17 protein-coding genes are annotated in these 14,627 nt (G+C 61.9%); 8 read left to right on the forward strand and 9 right to left on the reverse strand.

Annotated elements, in window-relative coordinates; genetic code table 11:
* Window positions 1–4 precede the first annotated feature (4 nt).
* Window positions 5–379 carry a copper homeostasis periplasmic binding protein CopC gene (copC, locus tag B7P44_RS19925; protein ID WP_084907542.1) on the forward strand — a complete coding sequence of 125 codons (375 nt, stop codon included), beginning with the start codon at window positions 5–7 and terminating at the stop codon, window positions 377–379.
* Entirely contained in the window at window positions 379–1,320 is a 942-nt protein-coding gene (locus B7P44_RS19930; RefSeq protein ID WP_084907543.1) for a CopD family protein, read from the forward strand. The genes copC and B7P44_RS19930 overlap by 1 nt, the downstream gene beginning before the upstream one ends.
* Before the next feature lie 132 nt (window positions 1,321–1,452).
* Here the strand turns inward: B7P44_RS19930 and B7P44_RS19935 are convergent, their stop codons facing one another.
* The 3 genes from B7P44_RS19935 to B7P44_RS19945 form a co-directional block, all read right to left on the reverse strand.
* On the reverse strand, window positions 1,453–2,187 hold the full coding sequence (locus B7P44_RS19935; RefSeq protein ID WP_084907545.1) for a hypothetical protein: 735 nt from the start codon (window positions 2,185–2,187) through the stop codon (window positions 1,453–1,455).
* Window positions 2,188–2,420: 233 nt separating this feature from the next.
* Window positions 2,421–2,987 (reverse strand): hypothetical protein, encoded by a 567-nt coding sequence (locus B7P44_RS36485; protein WP_133117851.1) that lies wholly within the window; start codon window positions 2,985–2,987, stop codon window positions 2,421–2,423.
* A gap of 87 nt (window positions 2,988–3,074) precedes the next feature.
* Entirely contained in the window at window positions 3,075–3,923 is an 849-nt protein-coding gene (locus tag B7P44_RS19945; protein ID WP_084907549.1) for a LysR substrate-binding domain-containing protein, read from the reverse strand.
* Window positions 3,924–4,023: 100 nt separating this feature from the next.
* Between B7P44_RS19945 and B7P44_RS19950 the strand changes: the two genes are divergently transcribed.
* Together B7P44_RS19950 and B7P44_RS19955 are read left to right on the forward strand one after the other, a co-directional pair.
* Window positions 4,024–4,671 (forward strand): LysE family translocator, encoded by a 648-nt coding sequence (locus B7P44_RS19950; RefSeq protein ID WP_084907551.1) that lies wholly within the window; start codon window positions 4,024–4,026, stop codon window positions 4,669–4,671.
* Between the two features lie 138 nt (window positions 4,672–4,809).
* Window positions 4,810–5,139: a DUF4148 domain-containing protein gene (locus B7P44_RS19955; RefSeq protein ID WP_133117852.1), complete on the forward strand. Its 330-nt coding sequence runs from the start codon at window positions 4,810–4,812 to the stop codon at window positions 5,137–5,139.
* A gap of 131 nt (window positions 5,140–5,270) precedes the next feature.
* Here the strand turns inward: B7P44_RS19955 and B7P44_RS19960 are convergent, their stop codons facing one another.
* Entirely contained in the window at window positions 5,271–5,957 is a 687-nt protein-coding gene (locus B7P44_RS19960) for a DJ-1/PfpI family protein (protein ID WP_084907556.1), read from the reverse strand.
* Between the two features lie 89 nt (window positions 5,958–6,046).
* Between B7P44_RS19960 and B7P44_RS19965 the strand changes: the two genes are divergently transcribed.
* Complete coding sequence (locus B7P44_RS19965; RefSeq protein ID WP_084907558.1) at window positions 6,047–6,982, forward strand: GlxA family transcriptional regulator; 936 nt, start codon at window positions 6,047–6,049, stop codon at window positions 6,980–6,982.
* A 9-nt stretch (window positions 6,983–6,991) separates the two neighbouring features.
* On the opposite strand, the gene B7P44_RS19970 is transcribed toward B7P44_RS19965, so the two are convergent.
* Window positions 6,992–7,429: a GNAT family N-acetyltransferase gene (locus tag B7P44_RS19970; RefSeq protein WP_084907560.1), complete on the reverse strand. Its 438-nt coding sequence runs from the start codon at window positions 7,427–7,429 to the stop codon at window positions 6,992–6,994.
* A 356-nt stretch (window positions 7,430–7,785) separates the two neighbouring features.
* Between B7P44_RS19970 and B7P44_RS19975 the strand changes: the two genes are divergently transcribed.
* Both B7P44_RS19975 and B7P44_RS19980 read left to right on the forward strand, forming a co-directional pair.
* Window positions 7,786–7,929 (forward strand): hypothetical protein, encoded by a 144-nt coding sequence (locus B7P44_RS19975; protein ID WP_157721082.1) that lies wholly within the window; start codon window positions 7,786–7,788, stop codon window positions 7,927–7,929.
* Window positions 7,922–9,136, forward strand: a complete 1,215-nt coding sequence (locus B7P44_RS19980; protein ID WP_231716789.1) for an MFS transporter — start codon at window positions 7,922–7,924, stop codon at window positions 9,134–9,136. Before B7P44_RS19975 ends, B7P44_RS19980 begins: the two co-directional genes overlap by 8 nt.
* Before the next feature lie 62 nt (window positions 9,137–9,198).
* Here the strand turns inward: B7P44_RS19980 and B7P44_RS19985 are convergent, their stop codons facing one another.
* The 4 genes from B7P44_RS19985 to B7P44_RS20000 form a co-directional block, all read right to left on the reverse strand.
* Entirely contained in the window at window positions 9,199–9,798 is a 600-nt protein-coding gene (locus B7P44_RS19985; protein ID WP_084907567.1) for a thiamine phosphate synthase, read from the reverse strand.
* Window positions 9,799–9,852: 54 nt separating this feature from the next.
* Complete coding sequence (locus B7P44_RS19990; RefSeq protein ID WP_084907569.1) at window positions 9,853–11,127, reverse strand: MFS transporter; 1,275 nt, start codon at window positions 11,125–11,127, stop codon at window positions 9,853–9,855.
* Window positions 11,100–11,894 (reverse strand): helix-turn-helix transcriptional regulator, encoded by a 795-nt coding sequence (locus B7P44_RS19995; protein ID WP_231716790.1) that lies wholly within the window; start codon window positions 11,892–11,894, stop codon window positions 11,100–11,102. Before B7P44_RS19995 ends, B7P44_RS19990 begins: the two co-directional genes overlap by 28 nt.
* A gap of 576 nt (window positions 11,895–12,470) precedes the next feature.
* Window positions 12,471–13,409: an AraC family transcriptional regulator gene (locus tag B7P44_RS20000; protein ID WP_231716791.1), complete on the reverse strand. Its 939-nt coding sequence runs from the start codon at window positions 13,407–13,409 to the stop codon at window positions 12,471–12,473.
* Between the two features lie 389 nt (window positions 13,410–13,798).
* Between B7P44_RS20000 and B7P44_RS20005 the strand changes: the two genes are divergently transcribed.
* Window positions 13,799–14,584: an enoyl-CoA hydratase/isomerase family protein gene (locus B7P44_RS20005; RefSeq protein ID WP_084907575.1), complete on the forward strand. Its 786-nt coding sequence runs from the start codon at window positions 13,799–13,801 to the stop codon at window positions 14,582–14,584.
* Window positions 14,585–14,627: the final 43 nt, after the last annotated feature.

Raw genomic sequence — 14,627 nt, forward strand, 5'->3', positions numbered from 1 at the left:
CACCATGAAGACACTCACCCTCAAGCATTTCGCCGGGCTGGCCGCGGCCGGCGCGATGGCGCTCGCGCCGGTCGCCGCGCTGGCGCACGGCAAGCTGGAAAGCGCGGTGCCCGCATCGGGCAGCACGGTCGACGTCGCGCCCGATGTGTTGCGCCTTGCCTTCAACGAAGACCTCGAACCGACCTTCAGTTCGGTCAAGGTATCCGACGCAAGCGGCACCGCCGTGACGAAGGAGAAGGCCAAGATCGACGCGTCCACGCCGCGCGTCATGACGGTCGCGGTGCCGAAGCTGGCGTCGGGCACGTACACGGTCCAGTGGGCCGTGATGACCGCGGATGCGCACAAGACCAAGGGCACCTACGCGTTCAAGGTGAAGTGATGAACGACGGGTTCCTCGGCATCTTGCGGCTGGTCGCGGTCGCCGTGCAGAACGTCGGCTTCGCCGTCGTCGTCGGGGCGCTGCTCGGCAACCGCTGGCTCGCGCGCGGCGAATCCGGCTGGCAGGAGGACATGGGCCGGCGTCTCGTCGCGACGATGCGCATCGCATCCGTCGCGTCGCTGCTGGCGAGCATGCTGTCGTTCTGGGCGCACTGTGCGCTGATGAGCGAGTCGTCGCTGTTCGAAGCAGGCCCCGCCGTGTGGTCGATGCTCGCGGGAACCGGCTTCGGGCACGCGTGGCTGGTCGGCGCCGGCTTCACGCTGTGCATCGTCGTGCTGTCGTTTCTGCCGTCACGAAGCGCGTCGCGCGTTTCGTTCGCGATGTGGATTGCGCTGGCGGGTGTCGCGCTGGCGCGCAGCAATGGCGGGCATCCGGTGGATACGGGGCTGTTCAGCGTGCCGGTCTGGGTGGATTGGCTGCATCTGCTGGCCATCAGCGCGTGGGTCGGCCTCGTGCTGGTGACGACGTATGCGGTGATGCCGCCTTTGATTCGCGCGCCGGGAAGCGAATACCGGAACGGTGCGTCGTTCGTGCAGTCGCTCTCCGACGCATCCACTTACGCGTTGATCGTCCTGTTCAGTACGGGCGCATACAACGGATGGCGGGGCGTCAACGCGCCTTCGAACCTGCTGGCGTCGACATATGGGCAGATTCTGCTGCTCAAGCTCGCGCTGGTGCTGATTGCCGCGGCGCTCGGGGGGCACAACCGGTTCTTCGAGATGCCGAAGCTGCTGACTGCGTTGAAGCATCCTGCCGCGGCTTCGCCGGCAGGCGCGCTGCGCCGGTTCGGCGCGGTGCTCAAGGTCGAGTCGCTCGTGCTGGCCGGCGTGCTGCTGGTCGCGGCCGTGCTCGTATCGAGTCCGCTGCCGGGCGCGACGTAAGCCAGCCGATTGCCGTATCCGTCCACGCGGGTGGTTCGTCCATGACGCTGCGGCATTGGCATGCGGCGACCATCCCTTTCAGGCCCGGCCGTTTGGCCGGGCTCTTTTTCGGTTCTTCGTGGATTCGTCGCTTCAGTACCGTTGCGCCGGGTAGGAGAAGGGTTGAAGTCCACGAATGGCCGGATCGACACGTACGCCGGTTTCAAGTTCTGCCAGATAGCGCCGAACCTTGCTCAGCGGATGGTCGGGAAACTGGGCATCATATTTCTGATCGTCGGCCGGGTTGCGCATGAACTCGGCGCGATGGCTCGAGTCGTAGGGATCCTGAGCCCATCCGATCAACTCGCCCGTGGCATCGTCTATTTCCGGTGGCCCCATCAGAACCATGACGGCCGCTTCGCGCATGCCGGTGACGCCCTGCTCGGCGCCTTGTACCTTGATCACATAAGAGCGATCGGCAAAGGGCAGCGTGTAAGCGCCGATAAAGGCGAAACCGCGTATCTGGTCCATTCGCGCCTTGAACAGCGTGCGCACGGCGCTCAAGGTGGTCAGTTGCGCCAGCTCCGTCTCGACAAAGGCGAGACCGTTAGCCTCGGATGTGCGACGGTAAAACGCGCGCAGCGCGTCGACGTCGTCGATGGGCGCGCCTATGTCGGGCCGGGCCATAAAGAAGTTGATCGTGAGTACGTCACCCGCTGCGTTGCTGAAGATGGCGATGCGCTCATCTTCCTGCTGCAAGACCCATTGGGCAGGAAGTTCGAACTGCTCGCTCAGTTTCGGGCCGACTGCGGCCTGCTGAAGCAGGGCGGCCGACTGTTCATGCTTCTTGCGTCCCAACAGCGCATCGATCAGGGATCGGAACGTCATGCTGCTGCTCCCGAACGGCGCTTCGCGTTCGAAACCCTCCGTGGGGCGACGACGCGTACGGAGCCCAGTTCGCGGCGGATGTGGTACGTAACCCCGTCACAGGTTGCATTGGTGATGCTACTTGGCATGTGTGCCGGTAACCGGTTCATCCTCGACCCCGTTGTATATGAATGTCGTGCAAGTTTTTTTCTCGTGCCGGGCGACCGGGATTTTCCGCATCAGCTTCGACAAATCTAGTGAAAGACGATTGCGCCGTTGTTCGCGCACATCTCAAAGGCCTTCATCCAGTCACCATAAGACTCGTAAAAGTAAGCGTCAGGCACTTGTGCCGCCTGATTACGGTACTGGACGAAATCCTGGTAGACCTTTCTGCAGACATCCGGACCAATCGTGCCTTCTGCGTCAGAGAAAGCGATCAACTCCCAAAACGGTCCGTGGTCGAGTTTCCATACCGTCTCGTCGTATCTCGATTCGGCCACTTTATTCCGGACGGACATGGTCGGCTGATATCCGGCGAGCTTGGCCAGTTCGTTCCGCCACGCGTTGTAGCCGGAATAGGAGCCGGCCCTGAAGTCGAAAGACGATTTGAACTGATACACCTTTCCGCTTTCGAGTCCGCGAAAACGATCAGGGAAGCTACCTGGATCGAGAATGACTTGATTCTCTCCTTGAGGCATCCCATCGGATGACAGATGAGGCGATTCGACAATCGTCAGTCCACTGTATGCCGTGATATCCAGTCCGGCATGTGCCGCCGAGGCGAACAGAAAGAGAATCAGCGAAAGGAGAGCTTGTTTCATCACGTTATCGATATATGCGGGATCAGGCGCCTGCGCTCCCGGGTATTATCGGCACCGTAGGTAGATTCCTTAGTGGTAGCGGCCGGCTCAAACCCTCAGTTCAGCCAGAATCTGCCCAGCGAGAAAATCACAGGGCGGCCGGCCGGACCGGGCACTGCGGGCAAGGACGACCTCGAGGTCATCCAGCGGCGGCAACCCTTCGTTCTGCGATAGCTGAACGAGGTGCCCCGGCACGCTGCATTTTGCGAGGGGCGCTATCGCGAGCCCTGCTTCGACCATGCTGATCAGGCCCATCAGGCTCGGGCTTTCGTAGGACATCCGATATTTGATGTTTTCCCGCTGCAGCGCGCTGATGGCATGGGCACGCGCCGTACTGCCATGCGCAAAAACGGCGATCGGAAGCGGGCGCTCCTTCCACACCTTTCTTGTGGGCGACCCTGCCCACACCATCGGCTCGAACCGGATGAATTCGCCCGCGACGCCCCGCGTTTTCGTGATGCAGGCGAGGTCCAGCGTGTTGTCCTTGAGCAATGGCACGAGCGCGCTGCTGGGCATGCCGATGACCCGAATTTCGACACGCGGATGCGCCGCCGCGAACTTTCCCAGAACCTGTGGCAGCAGCGACGACGCGTAGTCATCGGGAACGCCGATGGTGACGCGGCCCTTCATCTCGGGACGAACGACCGACGCCCATGCCTCATCCCGCATCGCAAGCATGCGACGGCCATAGTCCAGGAGCGTCTTGCCTTCCGCGGTAATCGTCACGTTACGGGTGCTTCGCACGAAAAGCGGTTTTCCCAGCGCTTCTTCAAGCGCCTTGATTTGCATGCTGACCGCCGACGGCGACCGATGCACGGACTCCGCACCTCGCGCAAACGATCCCGTATCGGCAATCGCCACGAGCATCTCGAGTACGTCCAGATCGAGCTTCTTCATTTTCGTCAGAAAATCTGATCAATCAATTCAGTTTAATTCGTTTTACTCGAGTATGCATCAAACCGATACTACGATCGATGATCACTTGGGGGGCGCGACAATGCACGGTACGGCATCGCTTTACGGATTTCTGACGGTCGCCGGAATGCTTGCCGTGACACCGGGCCCGAACATGGTCTACGTGATGTCGCGCTCGATTGCCCAAGGGCGCACGGCCGGGCTCATTTCGCTTGCGGGCGTCATGCTCGGATACCTCTTCTACATGTTCGGCGCAGCGTTCGGCATCACGGCATTTTTCTTGAGCGTGCCTTATGCAGGCAGTGTCCTGGGCGCGGTGGGCGCCGTGTATCTGTTCTATCTGGCGTGGCAGGCCGTGAAGCCTGGCGGCCGTTCTCCGCTGGAGGTTCGCGATCTGCCACGGGAACAGCCTCGCCGGCTCTTCGCGATGGGCGCCACGACGAGTCTGTTGAACCCGAAGCTCGCGATGATCTTCCTGTCACTCCTGCCGCAATTCATCAACCATCAGGACGGCAGCGTTCTCAGGCAGTCGCTCGTGCTCGGTTCGTCGTTGATTGTCGCGTTCGCATCGGTCAACGGCTTCGTGGCAGTCTGCTCCGGCGGCATGGCGGCGTTCCTCGCCAGCCGCCCGGGACTCCTGCTGGTTCAACGCTGGGCGATGGGCGTGATGCTGGTTGCGCTTGGCGCACACATGACCGCGGATGCATTGAAGGCGGGAGGCATCTACTGAGCCTTGTCACGTGCCGGGTTCGACACGGCATGACCGAACGGTCATGCTTGCGTCACGGGCCATTCAGGGCTCGCTCTCCAGAATGCAAGCCATTGGAGTCGCCCGTCGCGATTCCTGGTTTCGAACCGGAGAGATCACGTGAACATTCGAACTGTCGTCGCCATGGTTTTCGCAGCAACCGCCGCCACATCCGCCTTCGCGGACGGCGGTCACGATTACCCCAATGCATACGCGGCAAGTACCGCACCCGGCGCCAACAGCGCCGCTGCCGTTGCGCCGGTTGGCCCGTCCGGGAATTCAGTCGTACAGGGTAGGACCCGCGAGCAGGTTCGTCAGGAGCTGATTCGCGCGTATCACGACGGTCTGCTGCCGACCAGCAACCACGACTATCCGCCGGGCCCTGAAACCATTGCGCGCAACAAGGAACTCTACAGCCTGCGTGAACCGGTGTGGGCGGCGCAACATTGATGCGCCGGGAGGTCACTGTTCGCGACGGTGACGGATGCGTGGCATACGCGTCTCCCGTATGTGCGTTGGCGGGCCCGCTCAGCAATGGAACGCGCCCGACCCCGCGCACGGAAAGCGCGGTCGGTTTTGCGTCAGAGCGCTTGCGCCGCCCGCTGCACCGCGGCGTAGCGATCGGTCCTCATCCGGTCCAGTCGCGCCGTCACCGCCTCCAGGAGCTCGGGCGCCGCACGCTCGGGCCGCCCGCAATCGAACGGCGGCGCCGGTGCGTACTCGACGCAAAGCTGCACCGACTGTGCGAGCGCCGCGCCGGCAATCTCCGCCATCACCGACAAGGCCATGTCGATGCCGGCCGTCACACCGCCGCCGGTGATCACGTTGCCGTCGCGCACCACGCGCGCTTCATCGACGATCGCGCCGAACGGCGGCAGCAGGTCGCGCCACGACCAGTGACAGGCCGCCCGCTTGCCGCGCAACAGCCCCGCCGCCCCAAGCAGCACCGATCCCGTGCATACCGACGTCACATATTGCGCACCCTCCGCGAGCCGGCGCAGCTCGCGCAAGTAATCGGCGTCTTCCAGCGCGTCGACCACGCTCAGGCCGCCCGGCACGCACACGAGATCCGCATGCGGGATGTCGGCCAGCCGCTTGACGTTCGCAATCGTGAGGCCGCCGTCGGCGACGATCGTCCCGCCGCGGGACGAAGCCATCACGCATTGCGCGCCGGGCAGCTGCAGGAACACCTCGTAGGGGCCGGCGAAATCGAGTTGCGTCACATTGTCGAACAGCGCGAAAACGACGACGTAGGGTGCAGCGGTCATGTCGTGAATCTCCTTTGGGTGGATTGACACCCCACAGCGTCGCGCTTTATCGTTTTGGCAGCAATGTCGCCGATCCCGCTTTTTCTGCCATGCCTCACCGCATCGCCGTGCTCATCTTTCCCGACTTCCAGCTGCTCGACGCGGCCGGGCCCGTGGCCGCGTTCGAAGTCGCCGGCTGCTATCGCAAGGGCCACTACGCGCTGCGCACCATCGCCGCGCAAGCCGGCCTCGTGCGCAGCTCGTCAGGCGTGAGCTGGGCAGCCGAAGGACTGCCTGCGGCAAGCGCGGTCGACACGCTGCTCATCGCCGGCGGCGACGGCGTGGACGCGCTGATGGACGACGCGCGCCTGCATCGCTTCGTGCAGCGCTGCGCGAAGCGCGGCGCGCGCGTGACGAGCGTCTGCACGGGCAGCCTGCTGCTGGCCGCGGCCGGCGTGCTGGACAACCGGCGCGCCACCACGCACTGGTCCCGCAGCGAACAGTTCGCCCGCGCGTTCCCGCAGGTTCACCTGGAGCCCGACCATATCTATGTGAACGACGGCCCGTTCTGGACCAGCGCGGGCATCAGCGCCGGCATCGACCTGGCGCTCGCGCTGATCGGCGAGGATCTGGGGGAGCGTGTCGCGCGTGCGGTGGCGCGTCAGCTTGTCGTCTATTACCGGCGGCCCGGCGGGCAGTCACAGTTCTCCTCGCTGATCGAGATGGACTGCGCGCGCGGCCGCTTCAAGCCGCTGCTCGATCACGTGCGCCGCAACCTCGGCGCGCGTCATCGCGTCAGCGATATGGCCGAGCACGCCTGCATGAGTCCGCGTCATTTCGCGCGGGCGTTCCAGGAAGAAACCGGCCTCACGCCCGCGAAGGCGGTGGAAAAGCTGCGCGTGGAAGCGGCGCGCGCCGCGCTCGAAAGCGGGGCGTCGTCGCTGCAGCGCGTCGCGAACGAATGCGGCTTCGGCGACGCCGAGAACATGCGCCGCAGCTTTCTGCGGCTGCTGGGCGTGCCGCCGTCGCTCCTGCGAGCGCGCTGACGCGGCGCATCACGGATGCCACGTCAGCTTCGCGTCGATGGGCGTTTCCGTGATGACCCTGAAACCGAGATGCTCGTAGAGGTGCCGCGCCGGATTTCCTTGGAGAACGCTCAGCGAGACGGGTACGCCTGCGCACGTCGCTTCAGCCAATACGTCGCGCAGCAGCGCGTTGCCGATGCCTTTGCCTTGATGTGCGGGCAATACCTGGATCTGGTGGAGGTGCCACTCGTCCGTCGCTCGACTCAATTTGAGAAGCCCGATGCTCTCGGCACCGTCGCAGATGATCTTCGCGTCCTCGAAGTTCGCCTGGATGCGGCGGTGGTGCGTGTCGTCGTCGGTGGGTACGCCGGCTCTTTGCAGATGCGCGGTCATCGTGAGCTTGCGAAGGCTCAAGAGGAACGGTATGTCAGCCGGCGTTGCCGCGCGCAGCGTGATGGGTGGGTTCATGATCGGGCGGGCTTTGTCGTCACGCTTCAGCGTTTCGACAACGGTAACACGCGCTGAAGCGGTGATTCTTGCCGATTGAAAGTAGCGCTCGTCACTAGCACGGCGGGCCAGGAAGCGGGAGCGACCCGCTTGCGCGTTTGCCGATGCCCGGATATCGGGGCGAGTCGCGCAAATAGAATAATCCTTCTATGGGGCGAGGATTTTTTTGCTTTGTTTTCCGAGTGCGGGTCTGGCGATTCTGATTAAAATCGATTTCCTGCCTGCGGCCAACGGGTTCGATGAATAGCCATATCGCAACGTGAATTTCATCTCTTGCGAGTGTGGATCGGTACCGGCTGGTCATCTCCGGAAAATCCATGCATTCGTTCACCGCGATCTTCTTCCCCGCGATTGCGAAAGGCCGTGACGCACTCAGGATCATGATCCGGGCGAACATGCAGCGGGGAGATGTCAGGCGGTTCGCCACGCGTCTCAACCCATTCAAGGTCGCCCATGAGTGACAAACCCGCTCTCACTGCCGATGCATCGCTGGAAAGCACCGCATCGGCTTTTCGCGCGATGGCGCTGGCGTGCCAGATCGTATTCATGGCGCAGATGGCGACGACGGTTTATCTGCCGTCCTTGCCCATCGTGATGCGCGACCTGAAGATGACTCAGGGCGCGGCCGAGCTGTCCATCTCCGCCTATGTGATCGGCGCGGCGCTGCCCGTCCTGTTCTGGGGCGCCGCCGCGGAACGCTGGGGCCGGCGCGGCCCGTTGCTGATTTCCCTGCTGCTGTTCGCGGCCAGCAGTCTGCTGCTCGCAAGCTGCACGTCCGCTGTGGCGCTGCTGGCATTGCGCGCCATTCAGGGCATCGCGGGCGGCGGCGCGGCGATCATCGCCAGAATCGTCGTGCGGGACAACTGGCGCGGAGACGAACTGGCGCGACGGCTCTCCGTGCTGTCGATCGCGTTCATCACGGCACTGGGCGGCGGCCAGTTCATCGGCGGGCTGATCGGCCGGTACAGCCATTGGCAAGCGGGTTTCGTGCTGATGGCCGTCACCGCCGCGCTGGCGATCGGCATCTCGTATTCGCTGCCCTTGAAGGCGGGACGCCGCACCGCCGTCACGTCGGGCATGGCCGGCACCTACCGGGCCGTGCTGCGGCGCCCGGGCTTTCTGTGGCCCGCGTGCGCGGGAGGGTTGGGATTCGCGACGACCGTGACCCTGCAGGAAGTGAGCCCTTTCGTGTTCCAGGAGCATTTTCGGCTGGACGTGACGGGCTTCGGCAGTATCGGCCTGTTGATCGGCGTCGCGTATTTCAGCGGCGCGATGCTGGTCAATCGCCTCGTGAGCCGGCTGGGCGGCGTGCGGCTGATGCATGCCGGCGCGACGCTGCTCGCGCTCGCGACCACGCTGATGCTGGCGTCCTGGCTGGGCGGTCTGCTGGATCATTTCGCCGGACTGTGGATCTTCATCGCGCTGTATTGCCTGACGATTTTTGGCCAGGCGGTGCTGTTCCCCAACAGCATGGCGACCGCCGTCAGCGATGCGCATGAGTACGGCGCGCATGCGATGGCCTTGTGCGGTTTCCTGCAGCAAGGGCTGGCGGGCATCGCCGCGACCGCCGCCGTGCTGTTGCACCATGACGGCGCGTGGACCGTCGCCGTGTTCGTGCTCGGTGCGCTGACCTTGCTTCAGGTGAAGTTGAAAGTCAGGGCCAGGTAGATCGGGAGAGGCGTCTGTCAGGCGCTGACGACATTCGTGGAGTCGATGATCGAAAGCCGCGCTTACGATTTTTCGACAACCGCTCCCCAAAGCGCGCGAATTGCAGCGATACCATACGCACCTGCGTTGCGGGCTTCTGCCAATGTGTCGACGGACATTCCGCCCAACGCATAGACCGGAATCGACGTCAGCGCCGCGAGTTCGCGAAAGCGCGGCCAGCCAAGCGGTTCAGCGGTGGTATGCGTCGCAGTCGGCAGAACGGGTGAGATGGTCAACAAGTCGGCCCCGATCTGATTTGCATGCCGAATTTGGTTGGCGTCGTGACACGCAGCGGAAACCAGGAATCCGGCGGGCAAGGGTCTGCTCGAGCACGCCATCAGGCGCGTGCTGGTGAGATGTATGCCGTCCGCCTGCAGCGCCTCCACCACTTCAGTTGGCGCGTTCAACAGCAGCCGTGCATCGTAGCGCCGGCAACACGTCAACGCTTGCTCGGCCAGCCAGGCGTACTGCGATGCAGTCACGGTTTTCGCGCGGAGCTGAACCAGGCGGATGCCCGCTTTCAGCGCACGTTCCAGATCCGCGAGAAAACTGGCCAACGGTTTGTCGGCCGAGGGTTCCGGCGTGACCAGATAGGTCAACGGAAACTTGGTTGAATGCTGCATTGGGCTTGAAGGTCAGTGATGAAGGACAAGGGATGCCGGTATCGTTGTCTGAGATCAGTCGGATGTGCGGAAACGCATCTGGCCTCGTTGTGTCGCAGCCAGGCTGTACGCAACGGGCGCGGCCAGCAAACCCATCACCAGAATATAGATTGCGGGCGCGGTCACCAGATGCGTGACTTCGATCAAGTAGGCGCACACGACGGGCGCGGTCCCGCCAAAAATCGCAGTGGCAAACGAGTAGGTGCTGGCCATGCCGACGTCCCCCCAACTTTCTTTGAACAGATCGGCCAGAACGATAAAAATGACACCGACGATGCAGCCGGCCATGATGGCCAAGGCGGCCTGCGCAAGCAATTGCAAAACGGGATCGCCGGTTTGCAACACGCGGAACAGCGGATAGCTGCTGAAGACCAGCGAAACGATCCCGGCCAGGACGAGCGTGGACGCGCTTGTGACGCGAGCACCATAGCCTGCGCCGATCGTTGCCGCAGAGAAGACGATCAAAGTGACGACATTTGAAAAATGCGCATCGAAGCGGGAAGCGCCAAGATAGCTGTGTAGATAGTTCGGCATCCACACCAGCAACGCGTAGATGACAACTTCCATGAACGCAACCAGGATGAAAGCCTGGGCCAACGGCAAAGCCGGCTTCCGGAGGGAAGGGCGGAGCGCCTGCACGCTCGGGCCCTTGCTTACCGACGACCTGAGCGAGTAAATCGACAGCGACAGGGGGATGCAGAGCAAAAACGGCCAGCGCCACGATTCGGACCAGTACCCCGCAGTCGACTGGCCCGCGAGAGGGTGCAGCGCCTTGGCGAAATACGGCAGGCCGAACGTGGTGCCTGACGCCAACAGCATGCCGATGAATCCGCTCACCACAACGAAGGCGCAATAGGGCCCGCGATTCCGATCGTTTGCGTTAAGCGACACGAAATATCCGCTTAATGGCATTTCGCCGCCGGCGCAAAAACCCTGCAGCACTTTCAATGTCAGCAGCAGGAAGGTCGCAAGGTAGCCGGCCGCCTGATAGGTCGGCAGGAATGCGATCAGTGACGCTGGCGTTGCCATTCCCAGCATGCTGAATTTGAGTGCCGTGCCGGTGCCGTATCGATTGCCCAAGGCGCCGAAAAACAGGCTGCCGAACGGGCGCGCCAGGTAGCTGCTGGCGAACACCGAAAAGCTCAGCGCCAGCGCCAGTTTGTCGCTTGCGGGAGGAAAGAATAGTCGGCCGATTTCCAGTGCCATGAAGGCGGTAAGGGAAAATTCATACCATTCAAAAAGATTGGCCGTGAGCGCTATTTTCAGGACTGGGTCAAATCTTGATCGCATGAAACGCTTTCCTTCACGAGAGACAGGACGTAGGGAAGGTTTCCGTCTATGACCTTGTTGCGCAGCGCGGCGAAATGGCACTCCACCGTTCTGTCCGAGATGCGGAGGAACCGCGAGATTTCCTTGGTGCTGAGCCGCTCGGACCTTAGAAGAAAAACGCGAACTTGCGCGTCCGTCAGCGGGTTGATGAAGTACTGATGGACCTTGAAATAGGTGAGTGTTCGTTCGATCGATGTTGCAGTGTTGTAAAACTTCCTGTTCAGCAGATAGACATTGATTGGCGGGAGGGTCCGTGTAATGTCGTGCCGATAGGTGACGATCCCGAGTATTTTCTTGCGAGTTCCCAGTACCGGGAATTTGACCATTTCCTCGACCTGCGCCTCTCCGCCGTCGTCGAGAAATTGGTGCCTGCCGATTACATGGGATTTCTTTTCGCGCGCGGAAAAATCCAGTCGCTCAATCGACTTTGCATATTGCGTTCCCCAGTCGGGCTGATTGAATCTGATGTCTTGTATCGTCAAGCCCAAGAGGTCCTTTGGATTTTTTATTCCAAATTGAAGCGAGTTATGCAGATTATTTACAATGTATCTGCCGGTGTCTGCTTCCTTCAGGCTCGCCGAGGTCGGGAAGTTTTCTATGAGGCTGGCAATTGCACTGTCGCATTTCATGGCGTAGCCCGGTGAGGTGCGAGGAGGGTCCGGCGCATTGTGAACAAATTTAATAAAAATTGCCGAGATAGTTTCTGGGAAATGCGATTCACGGTCCAATCCGGCATGTGCGCGGGGCTACTGTATCAGTAATTTTCACGGATGTCTTACAGGTGCCGTCGGTGGAAAATCAATCAAGCCTTGCCGTGGTGGCGGATTTTAATGGGGTTTTGTGAGGAGGTTTGACCCCGTTGCCTTTGATATTATTTTGATTTTTTGAAACTGTTTTGTCGTTCTGATTTGTTTCGTGAACAATCAGATGAAATCGGCGGTGGGCAGGAAGGATGTGAGAAGCCTGGCTCGCAGGAAGAAGAGACGAGTTGACGCCCGTTTGTGAGCGCCGACACCAACGTGGCGTCGGTTATCGGCGATCCACTTGAGCCGCCGTTGGCGTACCCCGTTTTGACGCAAGTCTCGACGCTTGCGTCCCGCCTGCGTTTCTAGAATTGGCTCGATGCAGGCGGCCTGGCGATCGCCGGATCCGGCGATCGCATTTTCTTCCAGTTGCCCTGCGCCGGGAATTGAGCCGCTATCCGTGTTCGCGACTCGGTGAACGGGAACATCGTCGGCCTTCTGTCGCTAGGCGCGGACCTGGCGGTACCGGAACGCTTCTCCGGTGACAGAACCCTTGACCTCCTACGCAGGTGGATCATCCCGGAATCGCGTCGGTGATATGCCGGTCCATCGCTTGAATGCGCGGGCGAAATTGCTGGTGCTGGTGAATCCGAGCAAGAAGGCGATTTCGGTGACGGAGCTCGTTCGCTGCTGGATGTAATTGCAAGCCAGTTCCCGACGCGTATCGTCCATGATCTGCAGGAAATTGGTGCCGCGCTGCGCCAACCGCACCTGCAAAGTAGCGGGGCTCACGCATAACGCTTCGGCTACCTTCTCCCTGCTGCAGTCGCCGGAGGGCAGCAATTCGATGATCTTCTGCGTGACGCCGGTCACCACGTCGCGCTTGTCGAGTCGTGCAAGATATTGATTCGCGATGTTGTCGTTGACTTGCGCCAATTCCGGGCAGGCTCCGCCGAGCGGCTGCGTCAACTCATGCCTGTCGAACGTCAGCGTAATGGCCTGATTCGAAAAACTGACCGGTGCCCGCATCAACGCGCGGTACGGCTCGTCGCCCTCACGCGGCATTGGACGATGGAATTCCACGGACAGCGGGTTGAACCCCGGCTTGTACAACATGCGCATCGTTTGCACCAGGAAACCGACGAATGCGTCTTCGGTTTCGCCGCAGACCTCGATCTTGATATCGGTGGCGCGCACGGCAATCGTGTCGCCTTCTTCAATGACACGAACGGTTGCCGCCTGCGACACCAGCCGGAAGTGCCGCTCCAGCCGGTGACAGAAGTCGAGCAGCGTGCTGCTGGCGGCAAGCGCGTAGCCGAGCGCATGCAAATTGGAGATATGGATGTGCCGGGCGACCGACAGGCCGAAATACGGATTGTTGGTGGCCTCCACGCACGCACGGTATAGCCTGGTCAGGGTGGCGACAGGCAGCCGGACCATAGGGCCGTTCACCATGTGGGGTTGCACGCCGACGGAGCGAAAAATGCGCTCGCTGTCCATTCCGCCGGCTTCCAGAGTCTTGGCGATTGCCGTGCAGTATCCCCCTATGGTCGTCGCTTCTTGCGTTGTGACGCGGGATGGTTGGCGGACGGATTTCAAGGCGCGGCGATGTTGACAGGCGGTGGTGCTGTCGATTCTACACGCCCGCCGAACCGGTCAAGGCACGCTCACCGCGGCCGCCAGTCGTCCGTGCTGGAACGACAACCATCCCTCCACAGTCACTGCTCACCGGCATGTTCCACGAATGGTCGCCGCGGATCGCTTTGCGGAATGTACTTTTCGTTCCAAAGAGCCGCGCGGTCATTTCCCCCTTCCTATGATGACTTACTGCCGCGGACAGGCCTGCGCCTCTCCGCCACGACAACATTCCTAAATAACCCGGAGACGTTATGACCGAAGAAACCTTGCTGTTTGAAACAACTGGCGCGGTTGCGCGCTTGACGCTGAATCGCCCCAAGGCGATGAACGCGATGAACAGGGCGCTGCTGGCCGAGCTGGACCGCCGACTGACCCAGATCGCCGCCGACGATGACATTCGCGTGCTGGTCTTGACCGGCGCCGGTCCCGCATTCTGCGCCGGCGCGGACTTGAAGGAGGTGCTGGCAAGCCAGAAGGCAGAGGCCGGCGAAGCGGATTTCCTCGACCATGCCAGCGCAACGCTTGTACGCCTGCGCAATTTCCCCAAGCCGGTGATCGCCGCACTGAACGGTGTCACCATGGCCGGCGGCCTGGAGCTGGCCATGTGCGCCGACATCGTCATCGCCGCCGAAAGCGCTGCCATCGGGGACGCCCATGCAAACTTTGGCGTCTATCCCGGCGCCGGCGGCGCAGCGGTTCTGCCGCGCCTGATTCCTCAGAACATCGCCATGTATCTGCTGTTGACCGGCAAGACGCTTTCGGCGGCCGAGATGAAGGCTTACGGTTTCGTATCCGAAGTGCATCCCGACGGCGAACTGGCCGAGGCTGGGATGAAGCTGGCCGGCCAGATTGCCGGTAAGAGTCCTATCGTGTTGCGGCGCATGAAGGAAGTCGCGCGCGCCTCCGCCGACAAGGGGCGGGACGACGCCTTGCTGCATGAGCAAGTCATGTTGCGCCGCCATCTGCGCAGCTTCGACCTGCAGGAGGGGTTGCAGGCATTCGCCGAAAAGCGCGCGCCGCGATTCCAGGGCCGTTAAGGCCACCCAATTTCGTCATCCTGCCTTTCTCATTCCTCTGTCT

It is taken from the genome of Burkholderia ubonensis subsp. mesacidophila, assembly GCF_002097715.1.
GTDB classification, from domain to species: domain Bacteria; phylum Pseudomonadota; class Gammaproteobacteria; order Burkholderiales; family Burkholderiaceae; genus Burkholderia; species Burkholderia mesacidophila.

Bases quoted from the DNA above. Each gene is read 5' to 3' on its own strand.
- copC (WP_084907542.1), top strand. From the start codon at position 5: ATGAAGACACTCACCCTCAAGCATTTCGCCGGGCTGGCCGCGGCCGGC.
- B7P44_RS19930 (WP_084907543.1), top strand. From the start codon at position 379: ATGAACGACGGGTTCCTCGGCATCTTGCGGCTGGTCGCGGTCGCCGTG.
- B7P44_RS19935 (WP_084907545.1), bottom strand. From the start codon at position 2,187: ATGACGTTCCGATCCCTGATCGATGCGCTGTTGGGACGCAAGAAGCAT.
- B7P44_RS36485 (WP_133117851.1), bottom strand. From the start codon at position 2,987: ATGAAACAAGCTCTCCTTTCGCTGATTCTCTTTCTGTTCGCCTCGGCG.
- B7P44_RS19945 (WP_084907549.1), bottom strand. From the start codon at position 3,923: ATGAAGAAGCTCGATCTGGACGTACTCGAGATGCTCGTGGCGATTGCC.
- B7P44_RS19950 (WP_084907551.1), top strand. From the start codon at position 4,024: ATGCACGGTACGGCATCGCTTTACGGATTTCTGACGGTCGCCGGAATG.
- B7P44_RS19960 (WP_084907556.1), bottom strand. From the start codon at position 5,957: ATGACCGCTGCACCCTACGTCGTCGTTTTCGCGCTGTTCGACAATGTG.
- B7P44_RS19965 (WP_084907558.1), top strand. From the start codon at position 6,047: ATGCCTCACCGCATCGCCGTGCTCATCTTTCCCGACTTCCAGCTGCTC.
- B7P44_RS19970 (WP_084907560.1), bottom strand. From the start codon at position 7,429: ATGAACCCACCCATCACGCTGCGCGCGGCAACGCCGGCTGACATACCG.
- B7P44_RS19975 (WP_157721082.1), top strand. From the start codon at position 7,786: ATGCATTCGTTCACCGCGATCTTCTTCCCCGCGATTGCGAAAGGCCGT.
- B7P44_RS19980 (WP_231716789.1), top strand. From the start codon at position 7,922: ATGAGTGACAAACCCGCTCTCACTGCCGATGCATCGCTGGAAAGCACC.
- B7P44_RS19985 (WP_084907567.1), bottom strand. From the start codon at position 9,798: ATGCAGCATTCAACCAAGTTTCCGTTGACCTATCTGGTCACGCCGGAA.
- B7P44_RS19990 (WP_084907569.1), bottom strand. From the start codon at position 11,127: ATGCGATCAAGATTTGACCCAGTCCTGAAAATAGCGCTCACGGCCAAT.
- B7P44_RS20000 (WP_231716791.1), bottom strand. From the start codon at position 13,409: ATGGACAGCGAGCGCATTTTTCGCTCCGTCGGCGTGCAACCCCACATG.
- B7P44_RS20005 (WP_084907575.1), top strand. From the start codon at position 13,799: ATGACCGAAGAAACCTTGCTGTTTGAAACAACTGGCGCGGTTGCGCGC.